Raw genomic sequence first — 19526 nt, forward strand, 5'->3', positions numbered from 1 at the left:
ATTGACCACATGATTCAAGCACTCAAAAAAAATGGTTACATTTTACTTATCTACGCCATCCTCGTCTTTACGGGTGGAGTCATGGGCTTTGTGATGAAACATAGTATTCCTTCACTTGTAGCGGGTGGAGTATCAGGGCTCGCGCTTTTGTGGTCGAGCGTTCTCCATTTCACCTATCGTAAATGGGGTATCTATTTTTCATTTGCTCTACTGTTCCTCCTTGAGGCATTTTTCAGCTATCGCTTTGTAATCTCCGAAAAGTTCTTTCCTGCAGGAGCGATGCTCATTTTAACTTCAGGCGTAATCATCTTACTCATCACAACACTAGTTAAAGGATCTCGAGAAGAACATGCATCGTGAAACTCTCATCTTTCCCACCCGGGGAAGAGAGATTCTCTCCATCACGGAAGATGTAGAAGAAGTCGTGGGACGCTGCAAAGAAAAGTCGGGGCTGTGTCATCTCTTTCTTTGTCACACAAGCGCATCCCTCATACTTTGCGAAAACTCCGATCCTGATGTGCGATTAGACCTAGAGACCTTCGCCCGATCTCTTGTCATTGATGGAGATCCTAAATACCGACACGATGCAGAGGGAGCAGACGACATGCCAGCCCATATCCGGACGGTTTTGACGCATTCAGATTTGACCCTCCCCTTCGAGAATGGAGCCCTCCTTTTAGGAACCTGGCAAGGTGTCTACCTATGGGAGCATCGCACAAGTGGTCATCACCGGAACGTGATTATCACTCTACTTACTTGATTCAGCTTCTTTATAACGAGCCGAAACAACTTCCCAGTCGATATTTTGCATAAAAGCTTCAATATATCCTGCTCGATCCAGTCCATATTCTGTGATGTAGGCATGCTCCCAGACGTCCATAATCAGGAGCGGTTTTCCTCCGGGTACGAGATTGATATTGTGCTCATCGACCCAGATGTTTTTTAAGTGCCCGGACTTAGGACATTGATAGAGAATGACCCAACCGACTCCTTTAATGAGCCCCGTTGCAACAAAGTTCTTCTTCCATTGTTCAACGCTCCCAAAATCCATGATCATTTTTAAACGCAAAGGGTCTTTTCGATCTAAAAACGGTTTAGGTCCTAAATTCTCAAAGTAGAGTTCATGCAGAACCATTCCATCAAACTCCCATACAAAACGGCGCTCTAACGCTCCATACTCCAAGGAGGTATCCTTCCCTTTTTCACGCAGCTTAGTTAAGGAGGTGAGAAGGGCACTGGCATTTTTGACATATCCATTGTAGAGGGTAAAGTGCATCTTGAATAAATCATCATCGATTCCTTTTAAATGGCCCAAAAGATGTGAAAAATCTTTAGCCTCAAACTCGGTAGAAGGGCTGGTCTGGGGAATTAATTGGGGATCATATGAAGGGGTTTTTGCAAAAAGAGATAGGACAGGCAAAAGAAAGATAAAACATTTTTTCAACATAGGAGCACCTAACGCACATTCAACCAAAAATTTTATCATATATCAAGTTACGCAAAGATGACAAATCAAAATTAAAGTAATGATATTTTATAAATAAGAAAAATTTGTTTATTACTTATTTATTAAATTAAAAAACCGTTTCTATTTTTTATAATTTGAAAAAGTAATAAAATAGTAGGATCGGCAAAATTCCTTTTGGAAAGGTTTTTCTTATGAGTCTGTCAAGTGAGGCTATGACTAGTTATCCGCCTCTTATCAAGAGGCCCTCTACTCCGTCTCACTTGCACAGACCTTCAGATTCAAAAAATTCCTTACTTGCCGATGCCTCTCGCATTTATCAAGAAAAGATTCGAGACCCTAAGAGGATCACTCCCTACGAAAATGGAGCTTTCCCCAAGCTTCCATCTGTCACAAACATTTTCTCTGTCCCGTCCGATACTTATTCAGCAACAAAGTCATTAATTGGCTCAATAAAAAATCGAGACGGCGAAGGAGTTCAAGATAGTGTGATTTCTCTTATCGAAGTACCGATTGTGATTGGAAGTTCCGTTGGATCGGCTTTTGACTATGGAATTGGACTACACATCATACCTAAAACTCTCTCTTTTCTGTTAAAGCCCGCCTATGTTTTCAGTCTTCTCTTATGTCTGATTGAGGGAATTGTCGATAGTTTTGGGCTTGCAAGACAAAAATCATTCGGTGACGAATTTGACTTTGAATTGCTCAAAAACCTCAAAATACTGACAGATAATACAAGTGTTGCAGATGGCCAAAAAGCTTTCGAAGCGCTCGCGCAGTATGCAAAAGAAAACAGTGATATGATTCAGCAACTTTGCGGAAAAGAAGACACTAAAAAGCTCTTAAGTTTTACTGACGATCTTCAAAAGGAAATCAAGAAAAATCCTCATTTCTCAAAGTTCATCTTTGCAGAAAATCAAACGCAAATTCGGGACCTTGCAAAAGTCGTCTTAGCAAAAAATATCCTTCACTTGCAAGAAGAGTACCTACAACTTAATCCTAATGAAGTCGAGAAAATCGCTCAAAAAGTCGAGAAAAATTACAGTGACCTTCCCGTTGAAAAGCAACGGGAAAAACTCATTAAGCAACTCGATAAAGAGTTAAATAAAAAAAGAAAGTCTCTTTCTCGCCGTGTCCGTCCATGGATGGTGCATGAAGCTTCAGATACAGCGCACTCTATTTTGATGGGACTCACGAGCAGCGTCAAAAAAAATCAAGAGCTTGCGATTGATGAAGGATTAAAGCTCATGGATGACATGCGGATTCAAAACGTGAAGAAAACCCTCGTTCATGTCATTGGAATCATTGCAATGGTCGTCGCCATTGCCTCTTTGATTGCTCTCCTAGCAGGAGCACCCTATGCAGTCCCTCTAGTCTTAATCACCATTGCAACCATCATTGGTGCGGGGCGATTTGCCGTCTTTTTGGGGACGCTTGATGTTCGTGGCTGGGATTTCTCGTTTAAAAACCTTCTCCCCACCTTTATTCGAAGACGGATCTGGGACGATCAGCTCTTATGCGATCCTGAAATGCTCAGTAAGAGAAAAGTCACCCCATTGACAGAGATCTACGACCCACCCATCTCTTCAGCTCTTCGATAGCAAGCTTTGAGCCCAGCAACAATTCCAGCTCTCACCCCTTGACTTTCGAGTTCATTAAGGCCTGCAATGGTCGCTCCTCCTGGGGATGTGATCCGCATTTTAAGCTCTGTTGGAGAGGCTCCACTGGCTTTGAGCAGCGCAACAGATCCCTCAAGAGTCTTAACAACGTATTCCAAGGCCATATCGGCTTTGAAACCCAGGGATACTCCAGCTTCGACCATGGCTTCAATCATCAGATAAATAAACGCTGGATTTGAGCTCGTTAAGGCTGTGAAGGCTTTCATCAGCCCCTCCTTCATCCATGAGACCGAGCCAAGTCCTTGGAGAGCTTCTTCAACGCGGAGTTTTTCTTCTTTTTTGACCTCAGGATCGTCAACAATCCCTAGCATCCCATGTCCACAAACTAACGGGAGATTCGGCATCACTCTAAAAACCGTTGAATTGGGGAAATGCATCTGGAGTGTCTCAAGAGTCACCCCAGCCAAAATACTCACGACAAGTTGCCCTTTACTTAGATGAGAGGCGATTGGCTCTGAGACGACTTTAAGATCTTTCGGTTTTACGGCCAAAACCACAACATCTGATTCCTGAGCTAGCTTCCCTAAATCAAGTTCCACTTTTGCTCCAATTTCCTTTGCGAGCGGAATGGCATTTGTCTTTTTATGATCGTGGAGAATCACATTGTGATGATGGGAAGCGATTCTCGCAATCGCACCTCCCATGACTCCACAGCCAATGATCCCGATATGCATGCTATGTCCTTGCTTCGAAACGACTGATTCTCTATATTTCATCTCATGATTTCCTATATAAAGTCTCGCTCTTTTCTTGTGACCAGTTTTTCCCCTTTTTTAAAAGGTCTCCTTCTAACTTTTGTTTTCGCCGCTCTACTCTGCTACTTTTTCGTCGACTTTCCCCTGATTGAAACCCTTGCTCCCCACCGCAAAACATTGCGCAGTGTCCTGAAGGTTGCCTCACTGTTAATTTTCCCTCCCCTTCATTTGCTCGTCTGGGGAGTCGCTTTTCTTTGGGCCAGGTTTTCCCATGCTAAAGAGCGGTTCATCCTCCCCTTTTTTGAAATTTTCGTAGCTCAAGCCTTTTCTGTTGCCCTCGTCCGCGTCTTCAAAGTCATCATCGGACGTGCCCGCCCTGAAAGTTTCCTTTCATACGACATGACTGGGTTTGATTTCTTCTCAACTAGCCACCACTTCCATTCACTACCTTCTGGTCACACAATGGCCGCAATGACTCTTGCTGCATCGATTGCACTTCTTTTTCCCAGGTTTCGCATTTTAAGTTTTTCGATTGCTCTACTACTTTCAATCAGCCGTATTTTTTTACTCGACCACTTTCCAAGTGACCTCTTTGCAACTGGAATTCTCGGAATCTTCATTGCACAAGTCGTTCATCTTGTGATAAAAAGGGTAACAAGTCATAAGCACGAAGGAGATTTAAGCCATGGAAACATCCCTACCGCCAGAAGTCGCTGAAAACCGTAAAACAGAGTATCCCATTCATCCACTGATTCTAGGGCGTTGGTCTCCGCGTTCGATGACTGGAGAACCCATTTCCGAGCAAGATCTCATGACGCTATTAGAAGCTGCACACTGGGCTCCCTCTTCATATAATGCCCAACCTTGGCGCTTTATTTATGCTTTCCGTGAAACACCAGAGTGGGATCCTTTATTCTCCACTTTAGTCCCCTTCAATCAAGAATGGGCTGCAAAAGCAGGTGCACTTGTCTTAGTTCTCTCTCATAAAATCTTCGAACACAACCAAAAACCCTCTATAACACATAGCTTTGACGCCGGAGCCGCTTGGGCATACTTAGCTCTGCAAGGACATGTGAATGGTCTTGTCATTCATGGAATGCAAGGATTTGATTACGAAAAAGCTCAAGAGCTTTGCAAGGTTCCGGAAGACTATCAAGTTGAATGCATGGTGGCAGTTGGAAAACGAGGTAAAAAAGAAGATCTTCCCGCTTCTATACAGGAAAAAGAAACTCCTTCAACACGTAAGCCCTTAAGTGAAGTCGTGATGAAAGGTTCGTTTAAACAAAATTAGGGCGTGGAAACCCACGCCCCAAATCATAGCTACTAGAATTAGTAGTTAATTACTTAGCAGTAGCTTTTCTTCTACGACGTCTGCGTCTTGGTGCAGCAGCTTTAGTAGCTTTTTTGCGTCGTGTAGTTTTTTTAGCAGCTTTACGCTTAGTTGTTTTGCGCTTAGCTGTTTTACGCTTAGCAGTCTTGCGTTTTGCAGTTTTGCGCTTAGCTGTTTTACGTTTAGTTGTTCTTTTTTTAGCAGCAGTTTTTGTAGCTTTTCTTCTACGAGTCGTCTTCTTTGAAGAAGCTGCTTTTTTTCTTCTTCTCTTAGCAGGCATTGACTGTGCTCCTTGTTGGAATTCCTTTACAATCTTTTTTAAGACTTTTAAAACTCTAAATTTCAAATTAGGGTTTAAAATCCATATTTATCCTACAAATTTCAATATACATTTTTTATATTAAAAAATAAAATTTTTTCCGGTTTTAATATTAAAAACAAAACAACTTAGAAATTAAAAACCCATTCAGACGCTATTCTAAACAAGGTTTTTTGGAATTAATTTTTTTTCGTTTTTTTTCAAAAAAAATAAAATAAAAGAACTAAAATTAGAAAAATAAATCGATTTTCAGAAAAAAAACAAACGTTTTAAAGTTTGCAATTCAGCAAATGCTAATACATTTGCGATAAAGACGTTAAGAAATTAAACGTTTCTTAACAAATGATTTAATCAATTTACTTTGAATTTCTTAGTGCTGGAAAACCAGAATGTCTTCGCACATGCGAACGAGAAAGAGTGCGTTTCCGTTTTGCTTTGAGTTTTTCCAAAAGAGGGTTTTTTTGAGCGGACTTGAGTGATTTTTTCGTTTCTCTTTTAAGCATCTCTTTCACATTTTCCATTGATAAGCTAGTAACTCCCGTATACTCACTGAAAAATATAAAACAAAGCTAAAAATCGAGATTTTCGTGCAGTTTTTCCCAAAAAAGGTACTTTTCTTGCTTTTCATTTTCTAGCGCATCTTTCTGCCTTAAAGTGGTTTGCATTTCGTCTTGCGGTGTCACTTCGTAATAATTTGGCTCTGAGAGTTTTTCGTTGATTGTCTCAATTTTCCGTTCAATTTGATGGATTTCGTCTTCACATTTTTGAATATCCTTCTTGAGACGGGCCTGTTTTCGGCGTTGCTCTTTTCGTTTCTCAAAATCCAGACTTTTATCTTTCTTTTTCGAGGAACTTGGAGTTTTTTCAGACAAATAATCCCGTTCATGTACTTCGACAAATTCGTCATATCCCCCCTTAAAATCGAGTGTTTTTCCCTCTTGAAGTTCGAGAATCCGATTGGCAACTTCAGAAATGAAGTAACGGTTGTGACTCACTAAGATAACAGTCCCATCATACCCTTTGAGAGCTTCTATGAGCGCATCTGTTGCTTCCATATCCAAATGGTTGGTCGGTTCATCCAAAATGAGAGTGTTGTGCTCTTTTAACATGAGAGACGCAAAAACAAGCCGAGCAGCTTCTCCCCCACTGAGCGACTGAACCTTCTTCCGAACTTCCATATCACCAAATAGCATGGCACCGAGAGCTTGGCGCAATTTTTCTGCATGATAGCATTTAGTAGCAGACTCAAGCCAATCATATAAAGTAGCTTGAGCATCAAGAATACGATGAAAGTCTTGAGGAAAGTAGGCTGTTTTCACGTGAGGTCCAAAGCGGAACGTCCCAGAATCTTGCTCACGGCACTCTGTCACAATCTCGAGCAGCGTCGATTTTCCAATTCCATTTGCACCGACAACTGCCACCCTCTCTCCTTTTTCGATTTCAAAGGAGATTTCATGGAGGACAGACTTCTCTCCATAGGACTTATTAAGACCTTTCACAGCCAGGGTGATTCTTCCTGAAGGACGACAATGGGGAAATTGGAAATGGGGATACTGACGTGACGTAGGAAAAACCTCCAATTTCTTCTCTTCCTCTTCGAGTTTCTTGACCATCCTCACACGAGACTGGGCTTGCCTTGCCTTCGAAGATTTTGCCCGAAAACGGTCGATAAAACGCTGCACTTCCTCTTTCCGCTTCCCAATCGATTGCAATTGGGCCTCTTTTTGAATGATGTCATTTTCCTTCTCTTTGAGGAAATGGTCAAAATTCCCCGCATACTGTTTCATTCCCCCATAATCGATGTCGAGAATCACTTGACATACTCGATTTAGGAACACCCGATCGTGAGAGCTTAAAATAAGAATCCCCTGATAATCTTTTAAGTACCCTTCTAGCCACCGAATGGAAAAGATATCTAAATAGTTGGTCGGTTCATCTAAAAGGAGAATGTCTGGCTCAGAGAAGAGAACCTGAGCAAGCATGACCCGCAATTGGTACCCACCCGACAAGCTTCCCAAGTTTTTTTCATGTGCCGCCAGAGGAATCCCTAGTCCTTCAAGCAGCCTAGCTGCATTTGCCTCCGCTTGATAGCCATGACGCAAACGTAGCTCTTCTTCAATCTGACTCAGTTCTTCAATGGCCTCTTCAGACAGCTCCCCTTTACTTAGAAGTGCCTCCTTTTTCTCAAATGCTTCCCACACCACCTGATTTCCCTTCAAAACAAGCGAGAGAATTTTTTCATCTTGGAATTTGATGTAATCCTGTTTCAAGACTCCAATTTGAGCTTCCCTCGGAATGCTCACTTCTCCCGAGGTAGGCTCCACTTCTCCACTGAGAATTTTGAGAAATGTTGTCTTTCCTGCCCCATTCGCTCCCACAAGTCCATAGCGGGTCTTTCGGTTTAAATGGAGAGAAACATTCTTGAAGAGAATGCGATCCCCATATTTCATTTCCAACTGATTCACACTTGCCATCTACCTACTGACCTCAAAAATTTTATAGCTTTTTTCTTCTAGAAAAGGTATGACGTGGTTTTTTAATCTTAAGCGATTTAGGTGATGAATGGAAGAGGAACATCAACCGATTTTAGTCCTTTACCACAAGATGTCATGTCCATTTTGTAAAAACGTGCGTGACTATTTGGAGGAAATCGGAAAGACGATCCCAATGAAAGATATCGATCAAGACCCGAAAGCAAAAGAAGAGCTCTTACATCTAGGGGGAAATGCTCAAGTTCCCTGTCTCTTTATCGATGGAGCTCCTCTTTACGAATCGGGAGATATCATCGAATATTTAAAAGATAAAAAAGACGTATTACCTTAGGAGCTACATTTGGTTTCAGTATCTAAACCCAAACGCGTCATCTCAGTTTTCGTTCTTGCCATGTTCAACGTTTCGATTATGGCAAGTTTGAGAAATCTTCCTCTTGTTGCAGAGCTGGGATATAGCATGCTATTCTTTTTTGCTATTGTCGCTATTATCTTTCTCATTCCATGCGCTCTAGTGTCTGCTGAACTGGCAACAGGGTGGAGTAAGTCAGGGGGGATTTATGTTTGGGTCCGGGAAGCCTTAGGAGATCGATGGGGATTTTTTGCTATTTGGATGCAGTGGGTTCATAATGTCACCTGGTATCCAGCCATTCTTGCTTTTGTCGCAGCGACCTTGGCCTACATCTTTAACCCTGAGCTCGCGAACAATAAAGTCTTCATTCAAACAGTCGTCCTCGTAGTTTTTTGGGGCATGACTTTTATCAACTACTTTGGAGTCGAAACCTCAAGTATCGTTAGTACAATCGGTGTGATCATCGGAACGATTGTTCCAGGACTTTTCATCATTGGACTCGATATTACCTGGCTTGGAGCGGGACACCCCATCCAAATTCCCTTCGAAGCCAAGACTCTCGTTCCCGATTTCAGTCACATCAGCAACTTGGTCTTTCTTTCAGGACTCTTTTTAGCTTTTGCAGGGCTTGAAGTCTCTGCTGCCTATGCAGGTGAAGTTAAAAATCCCCAAAAGAATTACCCTAAAGCTATCTTGATCTCTGCGCTCATTGTTTTTTTCCTTTTCGTACTTGGCGCCATTTCAATTGCCGTTGTCATCCCACGCGAAGAAATCAGCCTTGTTGCAGGCCTCATGGAAGCCTTAAAAGTGTACCTGAATTTCTATCATTTGGAATGGATTCTCCCCATTTTAGGAGTCCTACTCGTTTTAGGGGCTGTTGCAGAAGTCAACTCGTGGATCATGGGGCCCGTCAAAGCTCTTTACACCACCTCGGTACATGGCAACCTTCCGCCATTCTTCCAAAATCTTAATAAACACGGCATGCCCACTCACCTACTCCTCTTCCAAGCAATCATCGTCACCGCCGCTTCCTTTATCATCAACTTCATGCCCTCTGTCAGCACTGCCTATTGGATCCTCACAGCGATCTCAGCCCAGATGTATCTCATCATGTACATCATGATGTTCATTTCAGCGATCCGCCTCCGTTACTCTCATCCTCACGTGCCACGCATCTACCGGATTCCTCATCCCCACAAAGGGATTTGGGTCGTTTCGAGTGTTGGACTTCTTGCCTCAGTCTTTGCCATCTGTATCGGATTTATTCCTCCCGCACAACTCGATACGGGGAGTTTGATCGTGTACGATGGATTTCTCGTCGTGGGACTCATCTTAATGATGGCCATTCCGCTCACCATTTACCAGTTCCGCAAGCCCACATGGGTTCCCGAAACAAGCCATCTTCATAAAAAGTCGCATCACTGATATCCTATCATCTATGTCGACTCCACTTGCAGAACAACTTAGACCCGAAAAGCTCTCCGACGTCGTCGGTCAAAACCACTTAGTGGGAGAAACTGGGTTGCTAACAAAAATCATTTCCCAAAAACGCCCTCTGTCCATTCTTCTTTGGGGGCCACCTGGCTGTGGGAAAACCACCATCGCTCGTCTCTACGCCAAAGCCTTCAACCGTACCTTCGTCAGTTTCACTGGAGTCATGAACGGCGTTGCTGAAATCAAAAAGTTTATCCAAGAAAGTGAATCGCGCCCCCTCTTAAACAACCAACCCATCCTCTTTATCGACGAGATTCACCGCTTCAATAAAGCGCAGCAAGACATCTTTCTTCCTCACATCGAAAAGGGAACCATCATTCTCATTGGCGCCACAACAGAAAACCCCTCTTTCACCATCAACAATGCCCTCCTCTCCCGCCTTCGTGTCCTCACCCTCGAATCTCTATCGCCTGAAGCACTTGAGCAAATCATCACGCGCTTTGAAGGAGGCCAGTCCAAAATCCATCTGACAGATGAAGCGAAAAAAGGACTCATCCTCATGTCTCATGGCGATGGACGCCACCTTCTCAACACCCTTGAAAATCTTCAGACGCTCCAAGATGGCGAAATCGACTTTGACACACTCTGCTCTCTCGTCCAAAAACGGCCTGCCGCCTACGACAGACATGACGACCAGCATTACAACCTCATCTCTGCCTTACATAAATCTGTTCGTGGATCCGATCCCGATGCTTCCCTTTATTGGTTAGCCCGTATGCTAGAAGGGGGCGAAGATCCTAACTTTCTAGCCAGAAGACTTGTGCGCATGGCCGTCGAAGACATCGGCCTAGCCGACCCCGAAGCTCTCACAATCACGCTCAACGCCTGGCAAATTTATGAACGACTCGGTTCGCCAGAAGGTGAACTTGCTCTAGCCGAAGCCACTCTCTACCTTGCCCTCGCTCCCAAAAGTAATGCCACCTACACAGCCTTCAAACAGGCCCAAAAATCAGCTGCCGATACATCACATCAAGATCCGCCGAAAACGATTCTCAATGCCCCAACAAAACTCATGAAAAAACTAGACTACGGAAAAGGTTACGCCTACGATCACGACACACCCGATGGGTTTTCTGGGCAAAATTACTTTCCCGATGAAATGAAGCGCCCCACGTTTTACAAGCCGGTGAAGCGGGGCTTTGAACGCGAGATGGAAAAGAGAATCGCCTACTTCGATTCCCTCCGAACCAAACTCAATCCTTCCAAATAAAAAGTCGCTTGAATTTTTCCCAGAAGCCTCCGCCTAAAATAAAAAAGCTACAGACAAAAGATAAGTCGCCACCAATAAACCAATACAAACGATGCGTTTCGTTTTCAGGAAACCAGTGAGGTGCATAGACATTGATATAATAGGGAGTCACACTCCCAAAAAAGATGACCAGCCCCACATAATAACGCAACGCGGAGGTGGGCTTTGGAGCCCCCTTTCTTTTAAAGATGCGAAAGACTTTTTCTTTGATGAGATTGAAAACCGGCCTTCCAAGAAAAAGGACAGCGAGAACGATCATGACTTCAGGTCCTCCAAGAACGAGAAACCCGGTAAGGACTGCCGCAACTCCAACTGGCAATCCCAAAAAAGGAATGATGAAGCCAAAAAGAGGCAAAACAAAAGAGAGAACGATAAACGTCACTCCCAAATAAAACTTCCAATTCTTCTCAATCATTTTCACATACCATTTTCCTCTCTTATAATATTTTCCTGAATATATTTCTTCCCGACTCGAATGGGGTGGCGGAATGTTTTCGGAATTCTTGCTACGAATTCTGGATGAGATTTTGGAATTCTGTGCGATGCGGAATAGCCCAGCTATTTCCGAGCGCAGAATTACAAAAGATCGCTAGAATTCCTGCGCAAGAAAACGAAACAAATTCCGCCACCCCATTCCTCCAAAAAAAAACCTTCAGCGCCCCCGCCCCACAAACTTTGCAGCCCATGAAACGAAAACTGACCTGAAGGTCAAGAAGTTGCGTTTACACGCCCCGGGTATAAAAGATGGGGTAGCATTTCCCCTCGTTCTTTCGTCTCTATAAGAGACATGTTTACCGGAGCTGTCTTGAGCAGACCGCTTTTAGCGGTCTTCGAGGAACATTTCCCCTCTCAGACGAGCAACCTCTTCGAAAAAAAGCCAAAACTTTTTAAAGAACTCCACAAAACCTCCCGTTGTGGCTTTTACTGATACTGCCTTGCCCAAGACAAGGAGAGGTTTTCCTTAAACTGTGGACTCTTACGTAAGGCAGCATTCTATGGGTCACCCCACATATTTAATATAACACAGAAATCTTTATTTTTTACAGTTGGCCTCCCCTGGGAAGCGAAAAAAAAATGCGTAAAAAGAGCACTGATTCATAAGGAGTTATTATCCGTTGAAGTTAAAAAAAAAATCTGTAGATTTTTTCAAATATGCCAAAAAATGAGAGGCTTACGATGAATAAAGAAGGTATTCTGTCTTTATCTCTTGAACACCAAAGCTTTACAGCTGATCTACGCCACAAACTTCATGAAATCCCCGAATTGCAGTGGGAAGAAGAAAAGACTCTCGCTTTGATTAAGAGCGAAATTGAAAAAATCATGGCCACTTCAAAGGTATCCATGCAGCTCCACCAAAAAGAAGGTGGAATCTATATCGATGTGGACCTAGACCCTCAGTATCAACGCCTTCTCTTTCGTGCTGACATTGACGCCCTTCCTATCGAGGAACAAACAGGTCTTCCTTATAGCTCAAAACATCCAGGCATCATGCATGCTTGTGGCCACGACTGTCATGGTGCCATGCTGCTTGGAGCGCTAAAGGCCCTCGCTTCAGGAAATGTGACACCCCTTCACAACCTCCGCCTTGTCTGGCAACGAGCTGAAGAAATCGGGGTTGTCCAATCAGGAGGTGCACGCCTCGTTGAAGAAGGCATCTTAGAAGGAATTTCCCATTGCTATGGCCTGCACATCTCTTCGACTGAAGATTATGGCGCTTTCATCTCCCGTCCTGGCTATTTCATGTGCCAAGCAGGGCAGCTCCAAATCGAAATCGAGTGCACTGGTGGGCATGTCATGCGACCCGAACTTGGTGCAAATGGAATCGACATCATGACCGATATTCACATGAGTCTTAGAGGATTTGAACTCCGCAAGCTAGGACCCAATGAAATCATCAGTTTTGTCCCCTCGATCTCTAAAGCTGGAACGGCATGCAACATCCGGCCAGGCCACGCTGAAATGTGGTATGCTGTCCGGAACTTTCTCTCACCTGAAAGACTCGAAGAATTCATTGCTGCCATCAAGTACCGCATCGAACTCATTGTCAAAAGCTATCCCAAAGCCAGGTTAGCAACTTTCACATATTACCCTGGTTACCCCCCGCTTATTAACGACCCAGAAAACTACACCTTCATTAAGTCACTGATCCAAGATGCCGACATGGAGACAGATACCATCCCCTTCCTCTTCTCGGGAGAAGACTTTTCTTACTATCTAGAGAATCGAGTGGGGTCGTACTGGTGTTTAGGAGCGCGCAAAGGAGAAAGGACCGATCATCACACTGCTACTTTTAATCCTGACGAATCCGTTCTATGGCAAGGAGTTGCGTTTTGGCTCTTAATTGCAACGGCCCCCCATCCAGAAATGCGTGAGCCTATCCCAAAGGATCGGATTGAGCTTATGAGTTACCCTTAAGGGTGTGTGCGAAACGGTCGTTTAGGGCTAAGGTTTTGGTTGAAGCTATTGGCAACCCACTCATGGTCTTCTTGAATAGCCTGAATATCTTGGCTCTCTTCAAAGTGCCGCAGTTGATAACGTAACCAAATGAGTTGATCTTTCAAATCGCCTCGTAGTCTGTTATCAGTAACAGTATCCAGTTCTTTTTGCATTCTCTGGTACTCTTCTTCCAGAAATTGCTCCCAAACTTCGAGTTGATTTAGTTTTTTTTCAGCGCTCATGAAATTCTCTCACAGTGGCTTATTGATTCATGTCCATTTGCTTTAAGGTTTTCTTTAGCTCATCCCAAGATGAGAATATCTTGTCTTCTTCACTCCCTTCTGAGGATTCTTTATCTCCCTGAGTCTGGAACAGACCATGTCGTGATAGCGACACGGGAATCTCTCCATTCTCATCGATAAAGAGAACGCTTGTTGGGGCATTCCCATGAATGAGCATTCCCTCTCGTCCGGCCATAGGAAACATCACAAAATGAGGCAGATGATTTGAAATCCCCATTGCCAGATTGGGCTCTGTCGACTGCTGATAAAAACTCATCGTTGGCGAAGATCCACCCCGAATGAACGTCGCCATATTACCCTCTGCATCGCCTAGCCCAATCGCTGCTCCCCCGTCACGCAATGGAAAAAAAGTCCCTACAATTTCCTGAGCTTCATTTTTCATGATCAGCGCTGGAAAAGCGCCGCCTTGAAGCTGCATGCGCACATTACCCTCTTGGTCATTGAGTGTCAGAAGAGTATTCTCTGCATCTCCTTGCATGATGATCGAAGGCACGCCGTTTTCTCCGCGGAGTACAATGCGACTCGCCTCAAGCGTTTCATTAGAAGTGTCTTTAAACATGTTCCAACCAAAAACCCCAAGCAGACACAAAAGCAAAGCAAAATTGGCAATCATTAAGAAACGGTTAACTTTGATAGCGCGCGCGAATGACATTATTAACTCCGTACTAAATTAACCTACAAATACAAATTAAATGCATTTATTAAAACAAAAGAGTTTTACTATTGAACGAAGTTAGTTAACTCCAAAAAGAAGTGAGCTGAGATCTTTCGACTGCAGCGTATGTAGGTAGTCGAAAACAGAGTGGACACGAGAATAGATGAGGGGATCACCAATGGAACCAAACCACATGCCCCAAACCTTTCCATCGTCTGGCGCATTGGCTTGCGAAGCCATGATGCCAAAAGCCATCCAGTCCCCTGCTTTAGTTCGAAAGAGATAGGTCGCACCAACCATATCTTTTTGCATCTCAGCGCAATTTAGAGGAAGGTCCATCAAATGGTCAGGATAGCACTCTTTTGTTTCTTGAAAGATAGCCTGTTGTTCCGCCGTCCGTTTATGGAGTCCTAATTGAGGGTAGGCTGCAATTAAGAGTGCGCCTTTGTCCATGTAATCACGAATGATTTCAGGGCGCTTCATAACTGTATAGAGACGTCTTGGGTCTTCTTGCATGCTAGCATCGACAGATTCTCTGAAATATCCCCTCGAGTGCAAAGAGGTGTTGCAGGAGTTGGGGTATGGATGATGCCAACCAAGTGAGTGATGTTGCCTTCTGCAAAGTATTGGGCTAGGGTGCGCTCAATGTCTCCTTGCGCTGCAACATAAATGGGGCGGATTTCTTGATCGGGACCACTTTGAAGCTGAGAGCCTGTTTGCTGAAAGGTCTGGATGAACGTTGCCACATCTTCCGCTACTGCGTAAGTTGAAGCCTCGGTCAAAAAATCTGCTTGAAACGCTGCTGCGGAAGGAGAAAGAGCTTGCCCTGCATATTGGCTGAGTTTGGCTTCATTCCAAAAAATATCGGGAGAGGCTGTGGTTCGGTGCATGAGTGTGCAAACCATAAGAAAGGTGAAGAGGAAAAATCTGTAAGCCAGCCGCTCCGAGCAGCGGAAGAGCTGAGGCAACCTGTGCTCAAAAAAATAGGGAAAGGCTGAAGTAATCCCAAGAAAAACTGAAAAAGGATAGAGCTTTGTGAAGATCATACCAATGCCAGTTGCTCTGGTTCGACCCAGCGGTCATGGGCTTTGATGAGCTCAATGAGTCTTTCATCGGCAGCATCAAAGTCGATGTTCCGTTCAACGCACTCTTTGCCAACATATAGGTCGACTTTGCCAGCACGCGATCCCACATACCCAAAGTCTGCATCGGCCATTTCACCTGGACCATTGACAATGCAACCCATGATGGCAATTTTCACACCGGGGAGGTGCGACGTTTTAGAGCGAATCCGCTTAGTGACTTCTTGCAAATCAAACAAGGTCCGTCCACACCCTGGACATGCAATGAACTCTGTTTTGGAAGCTCGCATGCGGCAAGCTTGTAAAATGTTAAACGAGAGTGACCGGTTTTGTCCGGGAGTCAGATTCGTGCGTAATAAAGCTCCTTCGCCATACCCATCCCCAAGCAAAGCTCCAAGCTCTGCTGCGGCATGAATGACTGTACCTTCTTCACTATAGTCATAGTTTCCAACGAGAATCACGGGGATATCGAGCTTAGCTTGTTGAATCCAATCAAAAAAGTAACGCCCTTGATGAATCGGAGAAGTGGTGAGTTCGAGCAAGATCATTTGCGTTGGATGTTCGAGAAGACGGTTCCAGATGCTAGGATCTCCATCTTTGACCCAAGTGACTTGGGCTGTTTCATCCAACTCTTCAAGATCTTTGACAAGAAGAGTGCCTGGTACATTTGGAGTTCGGGTAAGAACTGTCACATCGTCTTCGAGTGGTTGGTACTCTTCCATGTAAACAGCGTCGACCTTTCCTTCTTTTGTTCCTAGGTCGATTGAAGACTCATCAAGATTCAATATCACAGAACCGTCTCTGTGGAGCGGCGGGGTTTGGCGGACATAACGCCTTTCGATAGAGCTAACATTCCGCTTGGTTTCTATGAAAGGAGCAATGCCTTTGCCTTCGTAACTTTCAGCTAAACGAATGAGTCGTTTACAAGGGTCAATTTCAGCCCAGGGATCTTCTGTTAGTGAAACCCGAATGGTGTCACCTAATCCATCAAGTAGTAGGGATCCGATCCCAACAGCAGACTTGACTCGACCATCTTCACCATCGCCTGCTTCAGTGACACCAAGATGCAGAGGATAATTCCAACCGAGTTTCATCATTTCATGGACAAGGAGACGGTAAGCTTGCATCATCACAAGGGGGTTGCTGGCTTTCATAGAAAACATGAAGTCGTGGTAGCCCAACTTGCGGCAAACGCGAGCAAATTCTAAAGCAGACTCGACCATCCCAAATGGAGTATCCCCATAACGGTTCATGATCCGATCCGATAGAGATCCATGGTTGGTTCCGATCCGCATCGCCCGCTTGAGCTTTTTACACTTTTCAACAAGCGGTCCGAACGTTTCATCAATTTTGCGCAGCTCAGCATCATAGGAGGCATCGTCGTATTCAATGGTGCGAAATGTTGCACGCCGATCAACAAAGTTACCTGGATTGACGCGCACTTTATCGACGAAATCCACCACAAGCATAGCTGCCGGAGGATAAAAGTGAATGTCAGCAACAACGGGAATGTCATACCCTTTTTGAACGAGGGTATTTTTGATGCCTTCACACGCTTCAGCTTCTTTCTTTCCTTGAACAGTGACCCGAGCAATTTCGCAACCTGCATCAGCAAGACGCATAATTTGCTCGACTGTGGCATCCACATCACGCGTATCAGATGTGGTCATGGATTGGATTCGGATTGGGTTATCACCGCCGACTCCAACCTTTCCAACTTTAACTTCTCGGGTTTTCCAGCGCTTGGTTTGGTAGATTGCTTCAGAATATCTCATGTCTCTATAAATGAAAAATTTTAGCAACTATTTTACAAGAAGTATGTGATGGAAGTCAACTGCCCTCGTGAGAGACAAATTCGGCTTCGATTTTAGCCGCTAAGATGAAGTCACTTTCAGAAAGCCCATTGATTTTATGGGTCCAAAGCCTGATCTTGACCATGCCCCACGAAAGAAAGATGTCGGGATGGTGCCCTTCTTCCTCAGCCACTTTTCCAATGACGTTGGTGAAAGAAAGAGCATGCTTGAAGTTTTTGAATTTGTATTCTCGCTCAAGATGGTGCTCATCGATAATTTCCCACCCTTCATCGAGCTGCATATAGAGCGGCTTGAGATCTTCCCCTTTTAGAGGAGGCGCATCAGCAAGACAGGGAACACATTTTTTTTGGTTAATTCGTTCATTCAACCACTTGTAAAAAAGCTTCTGTTTCACCCCATGGGAATGTCACAGAAAACCTTTTGATGAGTTTAAAAGCATGATCTTCATCATACTCAACCAAAGGATAACTGACACTTAAAATCCTTGTCCCTTTTGGAAAAGTCTTCACTTTTGTCATCACCTGTTTGATCTCATCATCTGACAAACAGGTTCCATAAAGATAAATGACTGTTGCATCTGGCCATTTCATTTCAAACATGTCTCCACATTTGAAGGAGACATTTTCGACTTTGTGTTTGAAAGCGACATGATCAGCAAGTTTTACAAACTGGGGGATTCGCTCGATACCCGTGACTTTACAATTGTAAAAATGCGCGAGAAAAAAAACGCCTCGCCCTCGTCCACACCCAAGTTCTAAAACATGATCGAGAGGTTTAATCCCCACTTCTTTTGCCATTTTTTCAAAAGTGGTAAGCGGAGTTTCTCCATAGGTGTAGAGATCCTTTTCTCGTTTCTTTTTGAGATACTTCTTGCTGATTTGATAAGGGCTTCGAAAAATGTACTTTTTGAGAAGAGCGCGGTCCAAAACGCTATAGTCTGGATCTTGGTAATAGCGACTCTTGACTTTGTGTGCGTGTTGCAAGTCATACCAAGCATAACGAAAGTAATCGACAATCCAGCGCATCTACAGTTACCAGTTAATTCTTTGCCCTGGGTCAATCACTCGAAAAGTTGCTGGATCCACTCCAGCTTTTTCTAACGACCTATGGAGGTCATAAGGAGGTTGATGGAGCTCTTCACTCGACAGCCGAAATGTTTTCCAGTGCATTCCGATACTCAGCTTCGAGTTCACCTCTTTGTGAATCGCTGTCGCCTTCTGGGGGCTGATATGAACAGGATCCATAAACTTGGCAGGAACATAGGTTCCAATCGGAATCAAGCTGAGGTCCATTTCTCCAAATTGATTGCCAATGGCTTTAAAATCCTTGGAATTGTACCCGGTATCGCCAACGAAGTAAAGTCTCTTATCTTTGCGTCTATGTCGCTTGAAATCGACCACATAGCCAGCCCAGAGGGTCTTGTTCTTATCGAACAGCCCCCGCCCTGAAAAGTGTTGGCTAGGAACAGCTGTGATCTCAATAGAGAGTGGGGGTGTCCCCTCAACTTCCAGCGAGGCGTTTTCCCACCACGCGAGTTCCACATAATGGCGCACTCCTTGCTTTGCCATCCACTTGCCAACGCCCTTTGGAACCACCCATAACGTCGCCGGATTGCGCTTGTTAAGTTCCATCACAGTTTTCCGATCAAGGTGGTCATAGTGGTCATGGCTGATCAGCACCACATCAATTGTTGGTAAATCCTTTAAAGAAACTGGAGGTTCATGGCGACGGCGTGGCCCAAAAAATGAGAAGGGAGAGCACCGCTCACTCCAAATCGGGTCTGTGAGCAGATGAAGCCCATCGACTTGGATCAAAAAGCTACAGTGGTTGATCCATGTAACTGTTGGGCTTTCCTTTCGCACCCTTTTCTTGGAATTTGGATACTTGAATTTCTTCGGCACCTTTTTAGGTGAGCGTTTGTCATTGTAATATCCCATTTGCCACAAAAAGACGTCGTGAAGACGGCGTCTTGTGTTGTCACAATGAGGATTGATAAAACGTGAACCCTTTTTATGAAATGGGCGAAATCGGTCATTTTTCATGAGCCTATCCTAATTATTAAAATAACAAAAAAGGGATGCAAAAGCGTGAAATATCTCCCCCTAATTCCCTAATTAAGAAAATTGAAATTAAAAATCGAACAAAATCATAAAATTACTAACAGT

General features: G+C 44.1%; 22 protein-coding genes. 9 read left to right on the top strand and 13 right to left on the bottom strand.

The features are described 5' to 3' along the window. The first annotated feature begins 9 nt into the window (after positions 1 to 9). Both ACOOFG_RS07275 and ACOOFG_RS07280 read left to right on the top strand, forming a co-directional pair. Positions 10 to 360 carry a TMEM14 family protein gene (locus ACOOFG_RS07275; RefSeq protein WP_420420815.1) on the top strand — a complete coding sequence of 117 codons (351 nt, stop codon included), beginning with the start codon at positions 10 to 12 and terminating at the stop codon, positions 358 to 360. Beyond that, positions 350 to 760: a secondary thiamine-phosphate synthase enzyme YjbQ gene (locus ACOOFG_RS07280; RefSeq protein ID WP_420420816.1), complete on the top strand. Its 411-nt coding sequence runs from the start codon at positions 350 to 352 to the stop codon at positions 758 to 760. The genes ACOOFG_RS07275 and ACOOFG_RS07280 overlap by 11 nt, the downstream gene beginning before the upstream one ends. Here the strand turns inward: ACOOFG_RS07280 and ACOOFG_RS07285 are convergent. Further along, positions 749 to 1447 carry a superoxide dismutase gene (locus ACOOFG_RS07285; RefSeq protein WP_420420817.1) on the bottom strand — a complete coding sequence of 233 codons (699 nt, stop codon included), beginning with the start codon at positions 1445 to 1447 and terminating at the stop codon, positions 749 to 751. The two genes, ACOOFG_RS07280 and ACOOFG_RS07285, sit on opposite strands and share 12 nt — an antisense overlap. A 233-nt stretch (positions 1448 to 1680) precedes the next feature. Here ACOOFG_RS07285 and ACOOFG_RS07290 point away from each other — a divergent pair, with 233 nt between their 5' ends. Beyond that, positions 1681 to 3066, top strand: a complete 1386-nt coding sequence (locus ACOOFG_RS07290) for a hypothetical protein (protein WP_420420818.1) — start codon at positions 1681 to 1683, stop codon at positions 3064 to 3066. On the opposite strand, the gene proC is transcribed toward ACOOFG_RS07290, so the two are convergent. After that, positions 3033 to 3860, bottom strand: coding sequence for a pyrroline-5-carboxylate reductase (gene proC, locus ACOOFG_RS07295; protein ID WP_420420819.1), 828 nt, complete (start codon positions 3858 to 3860; stop codon positions 3033 to 3035). The genes ACOOFG_RS07290 and proC overlap by 34 nt on opposite strands. 36 nt (positions 3861 to 3896) lie before the next feature. Here proC and ACOOFG_RS07300 point away from each other — a divergent pair, with 36 nt between their 5' ends. Then, the gene (locus ACOOFG_RS07300; protein WP_420420820.1) at positions 3897 to 4556 is read left to right on the top strand and encodes a phosphatase PAP2 family protein; all 660 of its coding nucleotides are present in this window, start codon (positions 3897 to 3899) and stop codon (positions 4554 to 4556) included. Beyond that, positions 4525 to 5130: a nitroreductase family protein gene (locus ACOOFG_RS07305; protein WP_420420821.1), complete on the top strand. Its 606-nt coding sequence runs from the start codon at positions 4525 to 4527 to the stop codon at positions 5128 to 5130. Before ACOOFG_RS07300 ends, ACOOFG_RS07305 begins: the two co-directional genes overlap by 32 nt. A gap of 49 nt (positions 5131 to 5179) precedes the next feature. On the opposite strand, the gene ACOOFG_RS07310 is transcribed toward ACOOFG_RS07305, so the two are convergent. Next, positions 5180 to 5449, bottom strand: coding sequence for a hypothetical protein (locus tag ACOOFG_RS07310; protein WP_420420822.1), 270 nt, complete (start codon positions 5447 to 5449; stop codon positions 5180 to 5182). 608 nt (positions 5450 to 6057) lie between these two features. Then, positions 6058 to 7962, bottom strand: a complete 1905-nt coding sequence (gene abc-f / locus ACOOFG_RS07315) for a ribosomal protection-like ABC-F family protein (RefSeq protein ID WP_420420823.1) — start codon at positions 7960 to 7962, stop codon at positions 6058 to 6060. 88 nt (positions 7963 to 8050) lie between these two features. Here abc-f and ACOOFG_RS07320 point away from each other — a divergent pair, with 88 nt between their 5' ends. From ACOOFG_RS07320 to ACOOFG_RS07330, 3 genes are read left to right on the top strand one after another with little or no spacing between them, the layout of a single operon-like run. Continuing rightward, on the top strand, positions 8051 to 8311 hold the full coding sequence (locus ACOOFG_RS07320; RefSeq protein ID WP_420420824.1) for a glutaredoxin family protein: 261 nt from the start codon (positions 8051 to 8053) through the stop codon (positions 8309 to 8311). Between the two features lie 9 nt (positions 8312 to 8320). Then, a complete protein-coding gene (locus ACOOFG_RS07325) occupies positions 8321 to 9754 on the top strand; it encodes an amino acid permease (protein ID WP_420420825.1) in 1434 nt (477 codons plus the stop codon). 13 nt (positions 9755 to 9767) lie between these two features. Further along, a complete protein-coding gene (locus ACOOFG_RS07330) occupies positions 9768 to 11033 on the top strand; it encodes a replication-associated recombination protein A (protein WP_420420826.1) in 1266 nt (421 codons plus the stop codon). Here ACOOFG_RS07330 and ACOOFG_RS07335 read toward each other — a convergent pair. After that, positions 11017 to 11487 carry a transporter suffix domain-containing protein gene (locus tag ACOOFG_RS07335; protein ID WP_420420827.1) on the bottom strand — a complete coding sequence of 157 codons (471 nt, stop codon included), beginning with the start codon at positions 11485 to 11487 and terminating at the stop codon, positions 11017 to 11019. The two genes, ACOOFG_RS07330 and ACOOFG_RS07335, sit on opposite strands and share 17 nt — an antisense overlap. 761 nt (positions 11488 to 12248) lie before the next feature. On the opposite strand from ACOOFG_RS07335, the gene ACOOFG_RS07340 reads away from it, so the two are divergent. Next, positions 12249 to 13487 carry a M20 metallopeptidase family protein gene (locus ACOOFG_RS07340; protein WP_420420828.1) on the top strand — a complete coding sequence of 413 codons (1239 nt, stop codon included), beginning with the start codon at positions 12249 to 12251 and terminating at the stop codon, positions 13485 to 13487. On the opposite strand, the gene ACOOFG_RS07345 is transcribed toward ACOOFG_RS07340, so the two are convergent. The 8 genes from ACOOFG_RS07345 to ACOOFG_RS07380 all read right to left on the bottom strand — a co-directional run bounded on the left by ACOOFG_RS07345 (position 13484) and on the right by ACOOFG_RS07380 (position 19403). Further along, a complete protein-coding gene (locus ACOOFG_RS07345; RefSeq protein WP_420420829.1) occupies positions 13484 to 13750 on the bottom strand; it encodes a hypothetical protein in 267 nt (88 codons plus the stop codon). The two genes, ACOOFG_RS07340 and ACOOFG_RS07345, sit on opposite strands and share 4 nt — an antisense overlap. A 19-nt stretch (positions 13751 to 13769) precedes the next feature. Further along, a complete protein-coding gene (locus tag ACOOFG_RS07350; protein WP_420420830.1) occupies positions 13770 to 14462 on the bottom strand; it encodes a hypothetical protein in 693 nt (230 codons plus the stop codon). Between the two features lie 81 nt (positions 14463 to 14543). Then, complete coding sequence (locus ACOOFG_RS07355; protein ID WP_420420831.1) at positions 14544 to 14981, bottom strand: hypothetical protein; 438 nt, start codon at positions 14979 to 14981, stop codon at positions 14544 to 14546. Beyond that, positions 14945 to 15511: a hypothetical protein gene (locus ACOOFG_RS07360; protein WP_420420832.1), complete on the bottom strand. Its 567-nt coding sequence runs from the start codon at positions 15509 to 15511 to the stop codon at positions 14945 to 14947. Before ACOOFG_RS07360 ends, ACOOFG_RS07355 begins: the two co-directional genes overlap by 37 nt. Next, positions 15508 to 17322, bottom strand: a complete 1815-nt coding sequence (ispG, locus tag ACOOFG_RS07365; RefSeq protein ID WP_420420833.1) for a (E)-4-hydroxy-3-methylbut-2-enyl-diphosphate synthase — start codon at positions 17320 to 17322, stop codon at positions 15508 to 15510. Before ispG ends, ACOOFG_RS07360 begins: the two co-directional genes overlap by 4 nt. Positions 17323 to 17377: 55 nt before the next feature. Further along, positions 17378 to 17728, bottom strand: coding sequence for a 4a-hydroxytetrahydrobiopterin dehydratase (locus ACOOFG_RS07370; protein ID WP_420420834.1), 351 nt, complete (start codon positions 17726 to 17728; stop codon positions 17378 to 17380). Continuing rightward, positions 17721 to 18386 (bottom strand): class I SAM-dependent methyltransferase, encoded by a 666-nt coding sequence (locus ACOOFG_RS07375; protein ID WP_420420835.1) that lies wholly within the window; start codon positions 18384 to 18386, stop codon positions 17721 to 17723. The genes ACOOFG_RS07370 and ACOOFG_RS07375 overlap by 8 nt, the downstream gene beginning before the upstream one ends. 6 nt (positions 18387 to 18392) lie before the next feature. Next, the gene (locus ACOOFG_RS07380; RefSeq protein ID WP_420420836.1) at positions 18393 to 19403 is read right to left on the bottom strand and encodes an MBL fold metallo-hydrolase; all 1011 of its coding nucleotides are present in this window, start codon (positions 19401 to 19403) and stop codon (positions 18393 to 18395) included. Positions 19404 to 19526: the final 123 nt, after the last annotated feature.

The organism is Simkania sp. (assembly GCF_965215465.1).
Taxonomy (GTDB): domain Bacteria; phylum Chlamydiota; class Chlamydiia; order Chlamydiales; family Simkaniaceae; genus Simkania.

Excerpts from the sequence above, each read along its gene's own strand:
- ACOOFG_RS07310 (WP_420420822.1), bottom strand. The coding sequence starts at position 5,449 with ATGCCTGCTAAGAGAAGAAGAAAAAAAGCAGCTTCTTCAAAGAAGACG.
- ACOOFG_RS07360 (WP_420420832.1), bottom strand. The coding sequence starts at position 15,511 with ATGATCTTCACAAAGCTCTATCCTTTTTCAGTTTTTCTTGGGATTACT.
- ACOOFG_RS07320 (WP_420420824.1), top strand. The coding sequence starts at position 8,051 with ATGGAAGAGGAACATCAACCGATTTTAGTCCTTTACCACAAGATGTCA.
- proC (WP_420420819.1), bottom strand. The coding sequence starts at position 3,860 with ATGAAATATAGAGAATCAGTCGTTTCGAAGCAAGGACATAGCATGCAT.
- ACOOFG_RS07340 (WP_420420828.1), top strand. The coding sequence starts at position 12,249 with ATGAATAAAGAAGGTATTCTGTCTTTATCTCTTGAACACCAAAGCTTT.
- ACOOFG_RS07290 (WP_420420818.1), top strand. The coding sequence starts at position 1,681 with ATGACTAGTTATCCGCCTCTTATCAAGAGGCCCTCTACTCCGTCTCAC.
- ACOOFG_RS07375 (WP_420420835.1), bottom strand. The coding sequence starts at position 18,386 with ATGCGCTGGATTGTCGATTACTTTCGTTATGCTTGGTATGACTTGCAA.
- ACOOFG_RS07280 (WP_420420816.1), top strand. The coding sequence starts at position 350 with ATGCATCGTGAAACTCTCATCTTTCCCACCCGGGGAAGAGAGATTCTC.
- ACOOFG_RS07355 (WP_420420831.1), bottom strand. The coding sequence starts at position 14,981 with ATGCAAGAAGACCCAAGACGTCTCTATACAGTTATGAAGCGCCCTGAA.
- ACOOFG_RS07345 (WP_420420829.1), bottom strand. The coding sequence starts at position 13,750 with ATGAGCGCTGAAAAAAAACTAAATCAACTCGAAGTTTGGGAGCAATTT.
- ACOOFG_RS07275 (WP_420420815.1), top strand. The coding sequence starts at position 10 with ATGATTCAAGCACTCAAAAAAAATGGTTACATTTTACTTATCTACGCC.
- ACOOFG_RS07330 (WP_420420826.1), top strand. The coding sequence starts at position 9,768 with ATGTCGACTCCACTTGCAGAACAACTTAGACCCGAAAAGCTCTCCGAC.
- ACOOFG_RS07380 (WP_420420836.1), bottom strand. The coding sequence starts at position 19,403 with ATGAAAAATGACCGATTTCGCCCATTTCATAAAAAGGGTTCACGTTTT.
- ACOOFG_RS07335 (WP_420420827.1), bottom strand. The coding sequence starts at position 11,487 with ATGATTGAGAAGAATTGGAAGTTTTATTTGGGAGTGACGTTTATCGTT.
- abc-f (WP_420420823.1), bottom strand. The coding sequence starts at position 7,962 with ATGGCAAGTGTGAATCAGTTGGAAATGAAATATGGGGATCGCATTCTC.
- ispG (WP_420420833.1), bottom strand. The coding sequence starts at position 17,322 with ATGAGATATTCTGAAGCAATCTACCAAACCAAGCGCTGGAAAACCCGA.
- ACOOFG_RS07305 (WP_420420821.1), top strand. The coding sequence starts at position 4,525 with ATGGAAACATCCCTACCGCCAGAAGTCGCTGAAAACCGTAAAACAGAG.
- ACOOFG_RS07350 (WP_420420830.1), bottom strand. The coding sequence starts at position 14,462 with ATGTCATTCGCGCGCGCTATCAAAGTTAACCGTTTCTTAATGATTGCC.
- ACOOFG_RS07285 (WP_420420817.1), bottom strand. The coding sequence starts at position 1,447 with ATGTTGAAAAAATGTTTTATCTTTCTTTTGCCTGTCCTATCTCTTTTT.